Raw genomic sequence first — 17,002 nt, 5'->3', positions numbered from 1 at the left:
ATAGATCCTACTGCCCCAGCCGTTCGATCAGAGCCGGTGCGTGCACCTGGTCGGCCTTGTAGTTGCCGGTCAGCGTGTACATCACGATGTTGGCGCCGGCGCGGTAGGCGAATTCGCGCTGGCGGGGGTCGCCGCCGGTCACCGGCAGCATGGCCTGGCCGTCGGGCCGCACGGCCCAGGCGCCGGCAAGGTCGTTCGAGGTGATGATGATCGGTGAGACGCCGTCGCCGCCGCGCGCCGGCCGCTGCGCGCTGTCCTCGTCCTCTTCGCGCGGCAAGGTCTCGACCCAGGTCTGGCCGGTGGTGAAGCGGCCGGGGAAGTCGCGCAAGAGGAAGAAGGTCTTGGTCAGCACGTGCTCGCGCGGCACCGGCTCCAGCTCGGGGACGTCGAGCGAGGACAGGATCTCGCGGAGCGTCTGCATGGCCGGGGTCTGCGCGGCGCCGTTGGCGCCGGGCGGCGCTTCGACCGCGTCGCGAGTGTCGAACAGCACGGTGCCGCCCTGCTTCATGTAGGCGTCGATCTTGTTGATGGCGTCCCGCGACGGCTTGGGCGCGCCGGGCACGATCGGCCAGTAGATCAGCGGGAAGAAGGCGAGCTCGTCGCGCGCCGGATCGATGCCGACGGGATCGCCGGCCTCAAGCGCGGTGCGCTGCGCCAGGAACAGCGTCAGTCCTGACAGCCCGGCCCTGACGATGGAATCCACGTCGGCATTGCCGGTCACGACATAGGCGAGGCGGGTCTGCGACACCGCCTTCATCGCGAACTCGTCGGATGCGCTGTCCGCGTGCGATGGCGTCGGCACGAACGAGGCGAGGCCTGCGAGCACCAGACCGAAGACGATCATCGCGGGCGCGGCGCGGCGGCGCAGCAGCGCGGCAAGGCCGCCGCCGAGCACCGCGACGATGATGGCGTCGATCAGGAACAGCGCGAGCGCCGTTGACAGCAGCCAGCCGCGCAAGTCCTGCGGCTCGGCATTGGTGTAGGTGGCGTGCCGGGCGCGCAGGCTTGCGGTGTTCAGGGCTGCGATACGGTCGGCGCTGGCAAGCGTGTTCACGGCGAGCGGTCCTTCTGCCGGACCATAAAAGCCCGGCGGATGATCGGGTGTGGCGCGGTCGCGATAATCCGCGGGCAGCGGCTTGGCGGCGGCCGGCGGCGGACCGAAGGCGCCGAAGCCGTCGAGGATATGCAGCGGCGCCACCGTTTCGGCGGTCGCCTCAGTGGCAACGCCTGGACCCGGCTTGGCGGTATAGCCGGACATGTCGACGACGCGCCGCAGGATTTCGACGAAGGTGCCCGACATGGGCAGATCCGACCAGCGCATGTCGGCGCTGACGTGGAACAGGCTGACGACGCCCTTGCCGCGATGCTCGCCGGTCACGAGCGGCGTGCCGTCTTCCAGCGACGCCCAGCTCTTGGTGGCAAGTACAGCGTCGGGCTCGGCCAGCACCTGGCGGCTGATGGTGACGTCCTTGGGGACCACGACACCGGCAAACGGACCATCGGCGGCAAAGGAGGCCAGATGTTGCGGCTTTTCCCAGGTCAGGCTGCCGCCGAGCGTCCGGCCGCCCTTGCGCAGCTTGACCGGAACGAGATCGTCCTCGGCCTGCGCCAGCCGCGGACCGGCGAACCGCACCAGCACGCCGCCCTGGTCGATCCAGGCATTGAGACGCTCGCGGATTTCGGGGGCGATGGTGCCGACATCGGCAAGGATGATCATCGGCAGCTTCTGGTCGAGGAACTGCGTGATGCCCTGCTGAGGCGAGCCCTTGTCGGCGAGCCGCACGTCGGCGAACGGCGCCAGCGCGCGGGTGAGATAGAAGGTCGGCGCCAGCAGCGGCTGCGCGGTCTCGCTGGTCGAGCCCGAGACGATGCCGATGGCACGGCGGCGCCAGCGCTTGTCGAGCAGCTGCACTGCGCCGGCGGAGCGCTCACCGGCGATTTCAAGCCGCGTGATGTCGTTGCGCAGCTCGACCGGCAGATCAAACGACGCTTCGGCTTCCTTGTCCTGCGGACCGAACGAAAAACGCGCTTCGCCGATCGGCGAAGACTTCTGGTCCAGCGCGCGCACGGTGCCGATGGCGATGCCGCCGTCGGTGCGCAGCACCTTCACCGTCATCCTGGCTGCGGCGTTCTCGGCCGCGACCAGGGCCAGGGCTGAGGAGGTGCCGCCTTCGAACACGGTCAGGCTGCGATCGCCGACGGTCTTGCCGAGGCCAGCCACGAATTCCTCGCCGCGACCGGTGTCGACCCCGTCGGAGAGCCAGGCGATCTCGCAGTCGCCCGTGGCTTTCAGGAAGCGATCGATTGCGGTCAGGGTCTCGACGCGCTCGATCGAATACGGCTTTGGCGTGAGCTGCCGCAGCGCGACGCGCGCGGCGCCCGCCGGCATCAGGGTGATATCGCGGTTCGGCTCGGACAGCGGCACCAGCGCAATCGCACGGCGGTCGTTCTCGGCACCGGCGATCAATTCGTCGGCGGCCCTGATCCGGATGTCCCAGTTCGAGGCCGCGCTCCAGCCGTCGTCGAACATGATCATCAGCGGCGCCTTGCTCGCGGCCGCACCTGTTTGCGGATTCCAGATCGGACCGGCGGCGGCGAAAATGACCAGCGCCGCAGCCAGCAGCCGCAATGCGGTCAGCCACCACGGCGTTCGCGACGGGGTCTCTTCGCGCGGTGCGATGTCGAACAGGAGGCGGGTCGGCGGAAACTCGATGCGGCGCGGCCGCGGCGGCATCACGCGCAACAGCCACCACAGCACCGGCAGGCTGACGAGGCCGATCAGGAGCAGCGGTTCGGTGAAGGCGAGCGGCAGTCCCATCATGCGGCCGGCCCCGCCTTGATCGTGGTGGTGCGCGCCCCCGATTTGCTCACCTGCATGCCGGCATGCAGGAACAGCAAGAGCTCAGCGGCCGAGCGGTCGGTCGCATGCGTCGTGAACAGCCAGTCGAGCTTATTGGTCTCGGCGCGGATCTGGTCGCGGTGCAGCGCGAGCCGCGCGGTGTAATCCAGCGCCCAGCTCTCGGCGCGGCCGGCGGTGATCACGCCGAACCCCTCGGGCTCGACGAACTCGACGCGGCCGGAATAGGGGAATGATTCCTCGGCGGGATCGACGACCTGCACCAGCGTGCCATGCGCACCGGAGCCGGACAGGCCGCCGAGCGTGGTCCTGATCTCGGAGATCGGCGACCAGAAATCCGACAGCACGATCGTCTCGGCCAGCGCCGCGGGCACGAAGGACGGCGGCAGGCTCAAGCGATCGGCATCGTCATGCAGCATCGCCTGCGCCATCTTGTCGATGACGCTGCGGCTTGCGGTCGGTGCCATCAGCCCGGGAATGCCGACGCGTTCGCCGCCGGAGACGAGCAGCTCGGCCAGCGCGAAGGCGACGATCAGCGTCCGCTCGAGCTTGGATTCGCGCGCCTGTTTTGAAGCGAAGGCCATCGAGGGCGAGCGGTCGGGCCAGATCCAGACCGTGTGCGAAGCTTCCCATTCGAGCTCGCGGACATAGAGCAGATCGTCGCGCGCCGAGCGCCGCCAGTCGACGTTCTGCGACGGCTCGCCGGAGACGAAGCGGCGGTATTGCCAGAAATTTTCGCCGGAGCCGGCGCGACGGCGGCCGTGCAAACCGTGAATGACGTTGGCGGCGATACGGCGGGCCTCGAGCACCAGGCGCGGCAGCGAAGCGGCGAGCGTGCGGCTTTCGCCATCGGCACGTCGGATCGCGATGATCTCCTTCGCTGCGTGCCCGTTCTCTGCGGCCATCAACCGATCCGTGTCTTGAGCTGCTTGATCACGTCCGGAATCGTGCGGCCTTCGGCGCGCGCCTGGAACGTCAGCGCCATGCGGTGCTTCAGCACGGGCTCGGCAAGGTCGAGCACGTCGTCGATCGAGGGCGCGAGGCGGCCGTCGATCAGCGCGCGTGCGCGCACCGCGAGCATCAGCGATTGGCTGGCGCGCGGGCCCGGTCCCCAGGCGATGAACTTGCTGGTGTCGCCGCCGTCCGGACCCGGACGGGCCGAGCGCACCAGCGACAGAATCGCCTCGACCACGGAATCGCCGACCGGCAGGCGCCGGATCAGTCGCTGCGCGGTGATGAGTGCATCAGGTGTCATCGCGCCCTTGGCCAGCGTCTCGTCGGCGCCGGTGGTTTCGAAGAGGATGCGGCGCTCGGCGTCGCGGTCGGGATAGTCGACGTCGATCTCCATCAGGAAACGGTCGAGCTGGGCTTCAGGCAGCGGATAGGTGCCTTCCTGCTCCAGCGGGTTTTGCGTGGCGAGCACGTGGAACGGCTTCGGCAGATCGTGACGCGCGCCGGCAACGGTGATGTGCTGCTCCTGCATCGCCTGCAGCAGCGCCGACTGCGTCCGCGGGCTGGCGCGGTTGATCTCGTCGGCCATCAGCAGTTGCGCGAACACGGGGCCGGAGATGAAGCGGAAGGCACGCTTGCCGGAGGTGCTCTCGTCGAGCACTTCGGCGCCGAGAATATCGGATGGCATCAAATCGGGCGTGAACTGGATGCGCTTGGCATCGAGGCCGAGCGTGATGCCGAGCGTCTCGACCAGCTTGGTCTTGGCGAGGCCGGGGACGCCGATCAACAGCGCATGGCCGCCGGAGAGGATGGTGACCAGCGTGTTCTCGATCACGCGATCCTGACCGAAGATGACGGACGCGATCGCATCCTTTGCCGCGCGAATTTGGCTCGACACCTGCTCGGCCGAACGGACTATCCCGTCTTCGAGCTTCTCGACACTCTCCGCCATCCGTTAGCTCCTTCAGCCTGCCATGCGGCTCGCTTGCGTCGTCATGTCATCACGTCCTCAACTCAAGACGTGGGCCCTATGCTAGACTTGCAGGAAGGCCATGTATTCGTTGAATTAACCTATCCCCACCTTATCGGCTTAGGGATATGTAGGGCATCACGAAGTGGCGACCTCCACACCGGACTAATGCGGGGTGGAACCGAGCACCCGGATACAACGTAAACCTGCACCAATCGTGCCAAATGACCGATCGTGCCAAATGACAAAGTCAGGGCAAACCATGGCGAACCAAGGGCAGAGCGCCGATCGCGGTCTTGAGGGGCTGACTGCCGCTGCCAAAACTGCTGCCGATGCCGAAGGCGCCAAAAAGGGCCTGCCTCCGGTGCATTTGTGGAATCCGCCGTTCTGCGGCGATCTCGACATGCGAATCGCGTCGGATGGTACTTGGTTCTATTTGGGGACGCCAATCGGCCGTCACGCTTTGGTTCGCCTGTTCTCGACCATCCTCAAGCGTGAAGGCGACAAGCATTTCCTCGTGACGCCGGTGGAGAAGGTGGGCATTCGCGTCGACGACGCACCGTTCATGGCGGTCGAAATGCAGAAGGACGGCGAGGACGACCACCGCGTGCTCCGCTTCCGCACCAATGTCGATGACTGGGTCACCTGCGATGCGGCGCACCGGCTGCGCTTCGAGCAGGCCAAAGACGGCGGGCTGACGCCCTATCTGCACGTCCGCGCCGAGCTGTGGGCCAAGGTCACCCGCGCGCTCTATTACGATCTGGTTGACATGGGTGAGGAGCGGATGGTCGATGGCCAGCCGATGTTCGGTGTCGAATCGGCCGGCGAATTCTTCGCCATGGCCGATGCGGAGCAGGTGAGGGCCGCGCTTTGAACAAGCCTATCTCCAGGAACGATCCCGCCGTGATCGGTGCGGCCGATTTCTTCGCCCGCTCCGCCGCGCGGCTCGGCTTCGACGTTCCGCCCGGTCTCTATGATCCCAATATCATTCCGGCCTCGGGCGATCCCGGCACCGACAAGATGCTCGAGATCATCGCGCGTGAGCAGCCGGTGCGGCCGGCGGCGGTCTTGATCGCGGTGGTCGATCATCCCGAGCCGACCATCCTCCTGACGCAGCGCTCGGCGCATCTGAACGACCATGCCGGCCAGATCGCCTTTCCCGGCGGCAAGATCGATGCGACGGATTCCTCGCCGCTCGATGCGGCGTTGCGCGAGGCCGAGGAGGAGGTCGGGCTGTCCAGAGACTTCGTCGAACCGATCGGCTATCTCGATCTCTACGGCACCGGCTTCGGCTTCCGCATCCTGCCGACGGTTGCCAGGGTGCGCCCGGGTTTTGAGCTGACGATCAACCATTCCGAGGTTGATGATGCGTTCGAAGTGCCGCTATCGTTCCTGATGAACCCGGCCAACCACCAGGTGCACAGCAAGGAATTCCGCGGCATGGAGCGGTCCTACTACGCGATGCCGTTTGCGGAACGCTACATCTGGGGCGCGACGGCCGGCATGCTGCGCGTGCTCTACGAGCGGATCTATTCATCATGATCCGGCCGATCCTGACCGAGATCGGAATCTTCCTCGTTCCCTTTGCCGTCTATGCGCTGTTCCTGGCCGCCACGCGCTCCGGCCTGTTCGTGCAATCGTCCTGGCCAATCACCATCGTCGCGCGTCTGATGCTGGCGGCGCTCGTGCTGGTGATCGCGGGGCTGATCGGGTTTGCGCATTTCTCCGGCGCTGCGCCGGATTCGACCTATGTCCCCGCCCACGTCGAGAACGGCAAGCTCGTGCCGGGCGTGGAAAGATAGGACCGGCCGATGAGCGCGGTGCCCATGCTCGCCGATGCACCCTGGCTGATTTCGGGCGGGACCGCGCGCGTCCTGCAATTGCTCAACGCGGATGGCGAGGAGGCACGGGTGGTCGGCGGCGCCGTGCGCAACGCGCTGCTCGGCCTTGTGCCCGGTGACATCGACATCGCGACCACGGCGCTCCCGCACGAGGTGATGCGGCGGGCCAAGAGCGCCGGCATCAAGGCCGTGCCGACCGGCATCGACCACGGCACCGTCACGCTCGTCATCGACAGCCAGCCTTATGAAGTCACGACGCTGCGCGAGGACACCGAGACCTTCGGCCGCAAGGCCAAGGTCGCGTTCGGCCGCGACTGGGTGAAGGACGCCGAGCGCCGCGACTTCACCATGAACGGCCTCTCGGCCGATGCTGACGGCGTCGTCCACGATTACGTCGGAGGCATCGCGGATGCAGCGGCGCGGCGCGTGCGCTTCATCGGTGATCCCGACCAGCGCATCGCCGAGGATTTCCTGCGCATCCTGCGCTTCTTCCGCATCCACGCCGCCTTTGGCGCCGGCGATCCCGACCGTGACGGCTATCTTGCCTGCATCCGGGGACGCGCGGGCCTCGCGAGCCTGTCGGCCGAGCGGCTGCGCATGGAGACGCTGAAGCTGCTGGTCGCCCCCGGCGCGTCCGCCGCCGCGGTTGCGATGGCCGATGGCGGATTGCTGCAAGCGCTGACCGGCGGCGTCGCCTATACCGGGCCGCTCTCGGCGATGATCGCGATCGAGCGCGAACTTGGCCTCACCGCAAGCAGCACGCGGCGGCTCGCCGCGCTGACGGTCGCCGTGACCGAAGACGCCAAGCGCGTCGCCACGCGCCTGAGGCTCTCCAATGCGGAAACCAAGGCGCTGGATTCGATGGGGCACCGCTGGTGGCGCCTGGCCACCAAGGGCGAAGCCGATGCGCGGCGGCTGCTCTACCGGCTCGGCGCGGAGCGCTATCACGATCGCGTGTTGCTGGGCTGGGCGCGGGCCGGGGGTGATGTCGGCTCGTCGCGATGGCGTGCGCTCGCCGAGTTGCCACAGCGCTGGACTGCGCCGAGATTTCCGCTTCGCGCCGCCGACTTCATCGCGCGCGGCATGACGGAAGGACCAGCGCTCGGACATGTCTTGACCCTGGCCGAGGACGCTTGGCTTGCGGCGGATTTTCCCCTAGAGGACACCGCACTCGCTTCCATCGCCGATCAAGCTGCGGCACGCATCAGCCGCGATGAGAGAACGTGACCATCGTTTCAGGCTTCGCCGACATCTCGATCTTTCAGCTCCTGCTGGTCGCGTTGATGGCGTTGTTTGCTTCGATCATCGGTGGTCTCGCCGGCTACGGCACCGGCGCCCTGATGCCGCTGGTGCTGGTGCCTCTCGTCGGCGCCGAGCCCGTGGTGCCGATCATCGCGATCTCCGCGATCTTCACCAATTCCAGCCGCGCGCTCGCCTATCTCCGCTATGCCGATCGCCGCCGCGCGCTGATCGTGCTCGCCTGCGCAGCGGTCACGACCGCGCTTGGTGCCTACGGCTATACGCGGCTGACCAATGCGGGCGCGGCGCTGGTGATCGGCTCCATGCTGATCCTGAGCGTGCAGCTGCGCCGTGTGCTCCGCCGCCGCCAGGTGAAGCTCGGCGACACCGGTCTCGCGGCAGGCTCGGTCGGCTATGGCGTGCTGGTCGGCGGCACCTCCGGCTCCGGCGTGATCCTGCTGTCGCTGCTGATGGCCGCGGGGCTCGAGGGCGCCGCCGTCATCGCGACCGATGCGATGATCTCGCTCGGCACCGGCCTCATCAAGATCTCCGTGTTCGGCCTCGCCGGCGCCGTGACCGCGCAGGTGCTCGCCTTTGCATTGCTGATCGGCGCCATCGCGATTCCCGGCGCGTTCCTGGCCAAAGCCTTCGTCGAGCGGATGCCGGTACACATCCATACCTCGATCCTTGACGTCGCCGTGATCACCGGTGGGCTGGTGATGATCTCGGCTGCGGCGAGGCAGCTCATCTAATCAATCGGATGTGGCGCGTGTCCCGCTGCAGGTTTGGATCACGCCGCAGGTCTAATGTGAGGGACTGCAGTCCAGTTCCTTGATCCTGCCGGCGGCGTCAAACGCCAAAAGTGCACTCATGACGCCAGCACTGGTGATGTACGAGATAACGGTCCCGTCGTTCTGCCAGGGATTGAGATCATCCAACGTGCCCGCCGGATATTTCCGGAGGCGATCGACCCAATAGGCACGAAGTGCCTCCCGGCCGGTAATGGTTTGGACGCCAGCGCAGCCGCAGTGCACAACGGCATCTTCGGCATAGAGCTCCAGGATGGCCTCGATATCGCCCGCGCGATAGGCATCAAGCCAGTCGACCGCGACGGCCATGGGATCAAAGGACATATTTTTCACTCGCATACCGTCCAAATCTGCTTCAGGCTCTGGAACTGCCAAGCCTTTTTTGATTTTAATATCCCACCCGGGCACGGCCATATGGCGAACGACATAGCGGACCGGGCCGAGGGCCAAAGTCGATGTTGGACGCGTCCGCCAGGCAGGGGATACTCAAGCCCATCCGGCTTGTGATCGTCGATCCACAGCCGATCGTTTTGCAGGGACTGAGGTCGGTCCTCGGGACGCAGCCGGACTTCGACGTTGTCGCATCGTCCAGCGATCGGACAAGCTGCCTCGAAGCAATTCGGAAGCTGACACCTGACGTCGCGATTCTCGCCGACAAGGTGCCAGATCTGACGGTCTCCGAGATCCTCGCGATTGTGAAAGCTGAGAAGCTCTCCACGCGCCTGGTGTTCTTCACCGAGTCCGACACCAACCACGATCTGACTTCCGCCATCGCAGCCGGCGCCTGCAGCGCAATTTCGAAGTATGCCTCTCCCGCCACGATGCTGCGATCGCTGCGGCTGATGACGAAGAGCGGTGTGGCACTGGAGAAGTCCGATCTCTCGGCAGCCGGCAAGGAGGCGGACGGCGACGGCAAAGTCGAAAAGATGCTGGAGCTGTTGACGCAACGGGAACGTCAAATTGCACGACTCGTGTCGGAAGGAATGTCGAACAAGGAGATCGCGCGTCAGCTCAACGTTTCCGACGGGACGGTCAAAGTCCACCTGTACAATATTTTCCAGAAGCTTGAGATCACTAACAGAACTGTGCTCGCGACCATCGCATTGCTGCAACGCCCCTCCGGCCTGGCTGCGCTCTCCCTGGCCTTTCTGGCGTTGGCGATTGCGGACGAACTCAAGGCGTCGGAAGCGAATGGCATCTTTCCGGATGAGAACGGCGTCGGCCACGCGGACGAGCACGCCGCGTACGAGCCCTGGAAAAAAGGGATTCTCCGGCACCTCATCGCCTGGGAATCCGGCGAGACGCCCACGCTCGCCCAGAGAGACTTGTTCGCCAAGGCCACCCAAATCACCAACCCGGCGGCGGCCATGGAAGCGCTGCGCACGGCCGAGCAATCCGGAGGCTCGAAACCGTGGACGCACTTCGCTCCTGTTGGATCGAGCGCGCCCGATCTTCCCGTGCCCTTACTGCGAGGAGCAAGCGACATACAGGTCGGAGTTGACCCGGCCCCGGAACATCAATTCCCGCGGCTTCTTTCCAATGCGATGTCGATGCACGGAGGGTATGGCAACTTCGCTATTCTCACCGGTGCGTTGATCTACGCACTACAAGACTCCGATCTTGCCGTGGAGGCGCATGAGCTCCGTCAAGCGTCGATCGACAGCATCCTGGCCGTCACTGAAGAGAACGCGACCACAAAACTGGCCGCGATCACTCATGCCGCCGCCAATCATGACGACAATTCAGCCCCGGGTTTCCTCTCGCACGATGTCCGCCTGTCCTCCGCCGTTACGACCAGTGGAAACGGCAACGTCGCTGAAGGCGCTCTGGGCCAAAAGGGCCCGGGCGATGCGGGTGACAACCTCCATAAACCTGATGGCGCGGACCTTGGTCACGATGCCAGTATCGGCGTAGGCGGCAACGTTGAAAACGTTGTTTATCGCTTCCCGATCGATTCCGAGTCTAACAATTCCAAGTCGACCTCTTCCGACACCGTGTTCGATTTCGCATCTGGGCCGGGCAGGATCAATCTTGCGACTTTCGGAGCGCTTGCTTGGCTGCATATGACGGCGGCAAGCAAGTCCATACCGCCACATACACTCGCCTGGGTCTACGACTCCGCAAGCAACGAAACGATAGTCTATGTGAATGCGACCGACCGTATCCTTGATATCGGCGATCGCGGCTTGCTGGAAATCCATCTGGAGGGAATTGTAGCCGTTGCGGAGGCGGATGTCGTCTCCGAGCCAGATGGCGTGGCTGTTGCGACCACCTTGGAGCAGCTCGAAGCCGCGCTGGTACAGGCGGTGGCACCCGATGAGACTGTTCTGACGAAGGACAATGTCCAAACCAGTATCGAGGGGAGCGAGAGCTCGCTCGGGACGGCCGGAGCGTGGGCCCTTCTGGCCAACAACGGCTCGGGTTTCCATTTCGGGCAGACCCGGACCGGATTGGGAACGCCGACGAAGTTCGGAAGCTCCAACGGCCCGTCGGCGGATGCAACGGAAGAAAGCGATGCTGCATCTGCCGCGTCGGCTCACGCATCGCCAGTCCAACTTGCTCATAGCGCGACGGCGCCGGCAGTCGCAAATGTCACATCGACCAGTGGTCCGATCAATGCGGGCACCGGCGTTTCCTCGACTGGGCCTAACGAGATCGGCCAACCGAGCGTCGTAACGGCCGACAACGCGGGGCACGGCAACTCGCAGCACGCTTCGGAGCCGGGATCTGCAAAGGATGCAGCTACCGAATCGACTGGAGCCGGCTCCAAACCGGGCAATGACGACGGCAATGGCGCCCAGCATCACGCCTCGGCTTCGGAGGCTGCACCAGGGGCCGCGACGGGAGAACCAGCGGGCGCGGAACACGGCAAATCGGGGCACCCAACCACTGGAAGCGCGCCGGCCGCAGCCGAGATCAATCCGGGCACAACGGGTGCCAGCCCAGGAAACGGCAACGCGCAGCACGCTTCGGAGCCTGGGCCTGCAAAGGCGGCATCCACGGAACCCACTGAAGATGGGGCCAAAGCGGGCAACGCCGCCGACCGTGGTGCCGAGCACCACGCTTCGGCTTCTGACGCTGCGCAAGCACCAGCGAAGACGGCAGAACCAGCGGGCGCGAAACACGGCGAATCCGGGCACTCAACCGCCGCAAACGCACCGGACGCAGCCGAGATCGATCCAGGCGTCGCAACGGCCGCCAGCGCGGGCCACGACAACTCGCAGCACGCATCGGAGCCAGGGTCTGCAAAGGCGGCAGCTACCGAATCGACTGAAGCTGGCTCCAAACAGGGCAATGATGGCGGCCATGGCGACGATCATCATCGCGCTTCGGCTTCTGACGCCGCGCAAGCACCAGCGACGACGGCAGAAGCAGGCAGCGCGGAACACGGCAAATCCGGGCACTCTGCCGCTGCAAGCCCGCCGGACGGAGCAGAGATCGATCCGGGCGCCGCAACGGCCGCCAGCGCAGGCCACGGCAACTCGCAGCACGCTTCAGAGCCAGGGTCTGCAAAAGTGGCATCCACCGAGTCGACTGAAGCTGACTCCAAGCCGGGCAACGGCCCGCGCGATGGCGGCGAGCATCACGCTTCGGCTTCGCAGGCTGCGGGGACCGTGAAGACGGCAGAACCAGCCACCGTGGACCACGGCAGCTCCCAGCACGCTGCGCAATCTGCAGCGATCGCATCAGACGACGCACACCCGGCCAAGGCTGCGTTCGAAACCGGCGGCGCAGACCAAGGACCGGTGTTCCGGTTCGATAGCGGACCAACTCCTTCTCCTCTCGTCGCGATAGTTGAGGTTAAAGAGTTCAATCATCCGCTCGATGCGCACGTTCCGCCTGGTCAGGAAGAGAGCCTCGGGTTCAACGGCAAGATCGTCCCTCATGCACTGAACGGACACGCGGACGACCACGGCAATAACGGGCCGCATCAAGCCATTGTACCTGCGCATCATGATTTGCTGATTTGAACTGTGACCGCGACGGGGGCGATGCTCTCGCTCGCCCGGCCATATCCCTCGGCAACCATCATCGCTGGACCGCTGGTTGGAACTCCCCATCAAAGGCGCGTTGGCAGATGTGGAGTCGCTAGGAACGATCGAAGCAAAGCCGGATTGGGCCCTAAACTTTTTGGAAAGGGCCTCTCATGCGTCCAATCGCGTTCAGCTCCTGCGTAGCAGTCGTGCTATCCATTTCGTCCGCGGTTCATGCGCAATCCGCAACAGAGGATATCAAGTCCAAGGCCCAACGGCTTGTCGCGCCTCTTGTCGAAAATCGCGACAGTCGGCTCCACTCGGTCGCAACGTTCGACCATCAGGTGACCGGGGTCACGGTCGCCCCGGACGGCCGCATATTCGTGAACTTCCCGCGCTGGACGGAGGATACGCCGGTTTCGGTGGCCGAACTCATGCCAGACGGGTCGACCAAGCCATATCCCAATGAGGAATGGAACGGCTGGCGCAATGCGCGAATGTCCGAGGTGTCGCCCAATGATCACTTCGTTTGCGTTCAAAGCGTTGTTGCGGACCGGCGCAGATCGCTTTGGGTCGTCGATCCCGCGGCTCCCAATGCCGAGAAGACCGTGAAGGGTGGACCCAAGATCGTCGAGGTCGATCTGAAATCGAACAACGTGAAGCGGATCTTTCCGATCGGGCCGGACGTCGCTGGTCCGGCCAGCTACCTCAACGACATCCGTATCGCCCCCGACGGAAAGTTCGCCTATCTGACCGATTCCGGTTCGCCCGGCGGCCTGGTTGTTCTCAACATCGAATCCGGGCAGGCTTGGCGTGTGCTGAGCGACGATCCTTCGACCCAATTCGATCCGAGCGTCACCGTAGTGACAGATGGCCAGCCCTTGCGGCGGCCGGACGGACGGCAGCCCTTGTTCAATGCCGATAGTCTGGCGCTGTCGAAGGACGGCAACACCCTCTACTGGCAGGCCCTGACCGGGAAGACTCTCTACCGGATCGCCACGTCCAGTATCCAGAGTGCGGACGCGGCGGCTCGCGCTCGCCCGGAAACAGTGGCAACGACGGAGCCCGTCGATGGGCTCTGGACCGGCGAACATGACGAAATCTATCTGAGCTCGATCGCCAACAACGCCGTCAAGGTTCTCAACCCCAGCGACGGTACCGTGCGACAGCTGTTGACGGATTCGCGCCTGCGCTGGCCGGACACCTTCTCGCAAGGTCCTGATGGCGCAATCTATGTCACCGCGTCGCATATCCAGGATTCGCCCTGGTTCCACATGGCTTGGACGGACAAGAACTTCACGCTGTTCAAATTCATGCCCGGCGACGCGAACACCGTCGGGTCAAGTCGCGAGCCGAACCGGCAGTAAACGTACGACTCTGGAGGCGGCTCAGGACGAGGAGGACAGATGGCCCATTGGGTTGAGCCTATAGCCGGCACGCTGCTGATGGCACTGGTCCTTGCCGACGTATTCCTCACGGTTCTCTACGCACGCGCCGGCACCGGAATCATCAGCGACCGCCTGGCCAGACTGGTCTGGCTTGCACTGCGCCGGCTTTCCTCGGCCGGCAATGGCAACCATCTGCTTTCATTCTGCGGCCCGTTGATCGTGGTCGCCTTGCTGCTGACCTGGTCTATTCTGCTCGCGCTCGGGGCTGCACTGATTGTGCACCCTCAGCTCGGGACCAGCATCACCAGCAGCAACCAGGAGACTCCAACCGACTTCGTGACCGCGCTTTACGTCGCGGGAAGCAGCCTCTCTATCGTAGGCGGCAGCAATTTTGGTCCGCAAAGCGCCGGAGCGAAACTGTTGTTTCTTCTGAATTCAGTGATCGGGACGTCAGTCATATCGCTCACCATCACTTACCTGATGCAGATCTACGGCGCGCTCAGGAGCAGGAACTCGCTTTGCCTCAAGATTCACGCACTTTGCGGTGAGACCGGCGATGCCGCGGACCTGCTCGCGCATCTGTTCGCGAACAACCAGCTGAGTGCGGGTTACAACAACCTGTCGGAGTTGGCCGCAGAGGTCACCGACGCCAAAGAAGCTCACCACTTTTATCCCGTCCTGTTCTACTTCCGCTTCCCTGAACCGTTCTACTCCGTCTCCCGGTCGTCGCTCATCGTCCTCGATGCCGTCTCGCTGATCAGAAGTGCATTGCCGAAGGACGCCGATTGGCTCAAGCAATCCGGCGCAGTCACCCAGCTATGGTCCTCCGCGCTGCTACTCCTTTCGACCCTCAACAACGTTTTCCTGCACGAGAAAGCATCGGCTGAAGCCGACGAGGGAGATCGGCAAGTCTGGCGGGTCCGGTTCGACAATGCACGACGGCGGCTGCGGCAAGCTGGCATCAGTGTCACCGACGATCTTCCGCATTCGTGCGAATCCTACATGGAACACCGAAGAAGGTGGGACTCTCTCGTTTGTGTGCTTGGCAATTCCATGGCTTACCAGCCCTCGGACATCGATCCGGCGATACAAAGGGCGTAAACCCCTGCCGGACTTCTCGCCGAGCGCGCCTGGCCTGGTCTCGCGTCTCAGAAACGCGACGCCTTCGGCGGATCAGCATCATTGGGCGGAATTGTTTCAGGGTTGCAGCCGTGAGAGCAGACGTTGCCGATCCTGGTCGCGACGTCGCTGCTCCATCCGCATCCGTTCGAGTTCGCCTTCCGCTTTGGCTGTGTCCTCGTTCTGGCGCTTCATTTCAATGATCAGCGCCTCCTGCTCTGCGAGCCGCCGTTCTCCTTCGACGACGTCGCGCTCGATCTGCCTCAGCTCATCGTATATCGCCGTCGTGTACATCGTCGTCCTCGCGCGGCCGTGCTGCCAAGCACGCCGCAAAGTAGCTTTCGCCTCTTGCAGAGCCTTATCCGGGCCGCCTGGTGCGGCCACGACCGCGGCACGAGGCGCATGACTTTCAACTCAACCAGCTTCGCGAACGTTCCGGCTGATGCCATTTTTTCCCAGGCTTCATTGGTCGTACGAGCGGCCATGTTGTTACCCGATCATTTTGGTGGAAGCGGCTCGCTGAACTGCCTGAAACGGTCCTCGTCAACGAGCGCACCCGTTGGCGGCGACAGTGCACTCGGCTCATTGCTGCGCTTCAGCCAAGTTGCAAACAAGCGGTCGGCACAATATCGTTGGTCGTCTGCCCCCATGTCTTCCGCCCCGATGTCTGACGTCCAATCTCCCCAGGAGCCAACACGATGAATGTGGTCTCAGTGCCCGGCGGGATTCATCGCCCTCCAGGGAAGGTCGATATCCCGTCCGCCTGGCAGGGCGCTGAGATGAAAGCCAATCCTGATCGATGGTTGATATCGCTTGCGGCCGGCGAGATCGCGGAACTCGAGGGCGCGGCTGAAACATATCTCGGCAGAAACAAAAAAATCGCCGAGATCACGAAGGAAAGCTTTCCGCTTCCCAATCTCGGTGCGCACCTGGAAGATCTCAAGACAAAGCTCCTGGTCGGCTTGGGCTTCGAGGTCATACGCGGCCTCCCGGTGGCAAAATATAACCAGGAGTTCGCCGCTACGATCTTTTGCGGAGTGGGCGCGCATCTCGGATCGGCGCGGTCTCAGAATGCAGCGGGTCACATTCTCGGTCACGTCCGTGACACCGGCGCGGATGCGAAGGATCCGAACACCCGAATTTATCAAACTTCGGAACGGCAAACATTCCACACGGATTCGTCCGACGTGGTTGGATTGTTATGCATTCGCGAGGCGATGGAGGGAGGGGATTCCCTCCTTGTCAGTACGACGACAATCTACAACGAGATGTTTGACAGACGTCCCGACCTTGCCGCTCTCTTGTTTGATCCGATCGCGACAGATCGGCGAGGCGAGGTGCCGGAGAACGAAAAGCCATATCTTGAAATCCCGGTGCTGAATTGGCATGCGGGGTTCCTGACCGGGTTCTATCAGCGCCAGTATATCGATAGTGCGCAGCGCTTTCCCGATGCGCCGAGACTGACGCCGGCTCGCGTCGAGGCGCTCAATCTCTTTGACGCGCTCGCAAATGATCCCGCGCTGCATTTCGGCATGCGGCTTCAGCCGGGCGACATGCAGTTCGTCTACAATCATGCCTTGCTGCATGACCGGACTGGATTCCGCGATTGGTCCGATGCAGGCCAGAAGCGTCATCTATTGCGCCTTTGGCTCAGCATGGAAGGCGATCGGCCGCTGCCCGATTGTTTCAAGCAGCGCTATGGTTCGATCGAGGTTGGCAACCGTGGTGGCATCATCACCAAAGGTACCAGTTTGAACGTTCCGTTGGATTGACGTTCCGATGGTTTGAACCGGAAGCCCGGACCCAACCTGGCCTCGCAAGCTCAAACCGCAGGAGCAGGCCGGACAATCCCTT

At 64.0% G+C, this 17,002-nt stretch carries 14 protein-coding genes; 9 read left to right on the top strand and 5 right to left on the bottom strand.

Going from position 1 to position 17,002, the window contains the following annotated elements:
- Positions 1-7 precede the first annotated feature (7 nt).
- From ABIB66_RS28835 to ABIB66_RS28825, 3 genes are read right to left on the bottom strand one after another with little or no spacing between them, the layout of a single operon-like run.
- Positions 8-2,821, bottom strand: a complete 2,814-nt coding sequence (locus ABIB66_RS28835; protein ID WP_354209126.1) for a DUF4159 domain-containing protein — start codon at positions 2,819-2,821, stop codon at positions 8-10.
- Positions 2,818-3,762, bottom strand: coding sequence for a DUF58 domain-containing protein (locus ABIB66_RS28830; RefSeq protein ID WP_354209125.1), 945 nt, complete (start codon positions 3,760-3,762; stop codon positions 2,818-2,820). The genes ABIB66_RS28835 and ABIB66_RS28830 overlap by 4 nt, the downstream gene beginning before the upstream one ends.
- Complete coding sequence (locus ABIB66_RS28825) at positions 3,762-4,760, bottom strand: AAA family ATPase (protein ID WP_275171517.1); 999 nt, start codon at positions 4,758-4,760, stop codon at positions 3,762-3,764. The genes ABIB66_RS28830 and ABIB66_RS28825 overlap by 1 nt, the downstream gene beginning before the upstream one ends.
- A 280-nt stretch (positions 4,761-5,040) precedes the next feature.
- Here ABIB66_RS28825 and ABIB66_RS28820 point away from each other — a divergent pair, with 280 nt between their 5' ends.
- Genes ABIB66_RS28820 through ABIB66_RS28800 form a run of 5 tightly spaced genes read left to right on the top strand, consistent with a single transcriptional unit; the run spans position 5,041 to position 8,610 of the window.
- The gene (locus ABIB66_RS28820) at positions 5,041-5,652 is read left to right on the top strand and encodes a DUF1285 domain-containing protein (protein ID WP_354209124.1); all 612 of its coding nucleotides are present in this window, start codon (positions 5,041-5,043) and stop codon (positions 5,650-5,652) included.
- Positions 5,649-6,320, top strand: coding sequence for a CoA pyrophosphatase (locus ABIB66_RS28815; RefSeq protein ID WP_247466246.1), 672 nt, complete (start codon positions 5,649-5,651; stop codon positions 6,318-6,320). The genes ABIB66_RS28820 and ABIB66_RS28815 overlap by 4 nt, the downstream gene beginning before the upstream one ends.
- Entirely contained in the window at positions 6,317-6,580 is a 264-nt protein-coding gene (locus tag ABIB66_RS28810) for a DUF6111 family protein (RefSeq protein WP_018454951.1), read from the top strand. The genes ABIB66_RS28815 and ABIB66_RS28810 overlap by 4 nt, the downstream gene beginning before the upstream one ends.
- A gap of 9 nt (positions 6,581-6,589) precedes the next feature.
- Entirely contained in the window at positions 6,590-7,846 is a 1,257-nt protein-coding gene (locus ABIB66_RS28805) for a CCA tRNA nucleotidyltransferase (RefSeq protein WP_354209123.1), read from the top strand.
- A complete protein-coding gene (locus tag ABIB66_RS28800) occupies positions 7,843-8,610 on the top strand; it encodes a sulfite exporter TauE/SafE family protein (RefSeq protein WP_354209122.1) in 768 nt (255 codons plus the stop codon). Before ABIB66_RS28805 ends, ABIB66_RS28800 begins: the two co-directional genes overlap by 4 nt.
- A gap of 51 nt (positions 8,611-8,661) precedes the next feature.
- Here ABIB66_RS28800 and ABIB66_RS28795 read toward each other — a convergent pair whose 3' ends face one another.
- On the bottom strand, positions 8,662-9,117 hold the full coding sequence (locus ABIB66_RS28795; protein WP_354209121.1) for a nuclear transport factor 2 family protein: 456 nt from the start codon (positions 9,115-9,117) through the stop codon (positions 8,662-8,664).
- Positions 9,118-9,122: 5 nt separating this feature from the next.
- On the opposite strand from ABIB66_RS28795, the gene ABIB66_RS28790 reads away from it, so the two are divergent.
- The 3 genes from ABIB66_RS28790 (at position 9,123) to ABIB66_RS28780 (ending at position 15,130) form a co-directional block, all read left to right on the top strand.
- Positions 9,123-12,638, top strand: a complete 3,516-nt coding sequence (locus ABIB66_RS28790; RefSeq protein ID WP_354209120.1) for a LuxR C-terminal-related transcriptional regulator — start codon at positions 9,123-9,125, stop codon at positions 12,636-12,638.
- 347 nt (positions 12,639-12,985) lie between these two features.
- A complete protein-coding gene (locus ABIB66_RS28785) occupies positions 12,986-14,008 on the top strand; it encodes an L-dopachrome tautomerase-related protein (protein ID WP_354256339.1) in 1,023 nt (340 codons plus the stop codon).
- A gap of 39 nt (positions 14,009-14,047) precedes the next feature.
- Positions 14,048-15,130, top strand: coding sequence for a two pore domain potassium channel family protein (locus ABIB66_RS28780; protein ID WP_354209118.1), 1,083 nt, complete (start codon positions 14,048-14,050; stop codon positions 15,128-15,130).
- Positions 15,131-15,226: 96 nt separating this feature from the next.
- On the opposite strand, the gene ABIB66_RS28775 is transcribed toward ABIB66_RS28780, so the two are convergent.
- Positions 15,227-15,442 carry a hypothetical protein gene (locus ABIB66_RS28775; RefSeq protein WP_007595064.1) on the bottom strand — a complete coding sequence of 72 codons (216 nt, stop codon included), beginning with the start codon at positions 15,440-15,442 and terminating at the stop codon, positions 15,227-15,229.
- A gap of 404 nt (positions 15,443-15,846) precedes the next feature.
- On the opposite strand from ABIB66_RS28775, the gene ABIB66_RS28770 reads away from it, so the two are divergent.
- Positions 15,847-16,920 (top strand): TauD/TfdA family dioxygenase, encoded by a 1,074-nt coding sequence (locus ABIB66_RS28770; protein ID WP_354256335.1) that lies wholly within the window; start codon positions 15,847-15,849, stop codon positions 16,918-16,920.
- The last annotated feature ends 82 nt before the right edge of the window (positions 16,921-17,002 follow it).

Origin of the sequence: Bradyrhizobium sp. F1.13.3, from assembly GCF_040548265.1 — a bacterium.
Lineage (GTDB): Bacteria > Pseudomonadota > Alphaproteobacteria > Rhizobiales > Xanthobacteraceae > Bradyrhizobium.
The sequence above is the reverse complement of the archived record's forward strand: the minus strand, read 5'-3'. Positions and strand labels throughout refer to the sequence as shown.

Bases quoted from the DNA above. Each gene is read 5' to 3' on its own strand.
- ABIB66_RS28835 (WP_354209126.1), bottom strand. From the start codon at position 2,821: ATGATGGGACTGCCGCTCGCCTTCACCGAACCGCTGCTCCTGATCGGC.
- ABIB66_RS28830 (WP_354209125.1), bottom strand. From the start codon at position 3,762: ATGGCCGCAGAGAACGGGCACGCAGCGAAGGAGATCATCGCGATCCGA.
- ABIB66_RS28825 (WP_275171517.1), bottom strand. From the start codon at position 4,760: ATGGCGGAGAGTGTCGAGAAGCTCGAAGACGGGATAGTCCGTTCGGCC.
- ABIB66_RS28820 (WP_354209124.1), top strand. From the start codon at position 5,041: ATGGCGAACCAAGGGCAGAGCGCCGATCGCGGTCTTGAGGGGCTGACT.
- ABIB66_RS28810 (WP_018454951.1), top strand. From the start codon at position 6,317: ATGATCCGGCCGATCCTGACCGAGATCGGAATCTTCCTCGTTCCCTTT.
- ABIB66_RS28805 (WP_354209123.1), top strand. From the start codon at position 6,590: ATGAGCGCGGTGCCCATGCTCGCCGATGCACCCTGGCTGATTTCGGGC.
- ABIB66_RS28790 (WP_354209120.1), top strand. From the start codon at position 9,123: ATGTTGGACGCGTCCGCCAGGCAGGGGATACTCAAGCCCATCCGGCTT.
- ABIB66_RS28780 (WP_354209118.1), top strand. From the start codon at position 14,048: ATGGCCCATTGGGTTGAGCCTATAGCCGGCACGCTGCTGATGGCACTG.
- ABIB66_RS28775 (WP_007595064.1), bottom strand. From the start codon at position 15,442: ATGTACACGACGGCGATATACGATGAGCTGAGGCAGATCGAGCGCGAC.
- ABIB66_RS28770 (WP_354256335.1), top strand. From the start codon at position 15,847: ATGAATGTGGTCTCAGTGCCCGGCGGGATTCATCGCCCTCCAGGGAAG.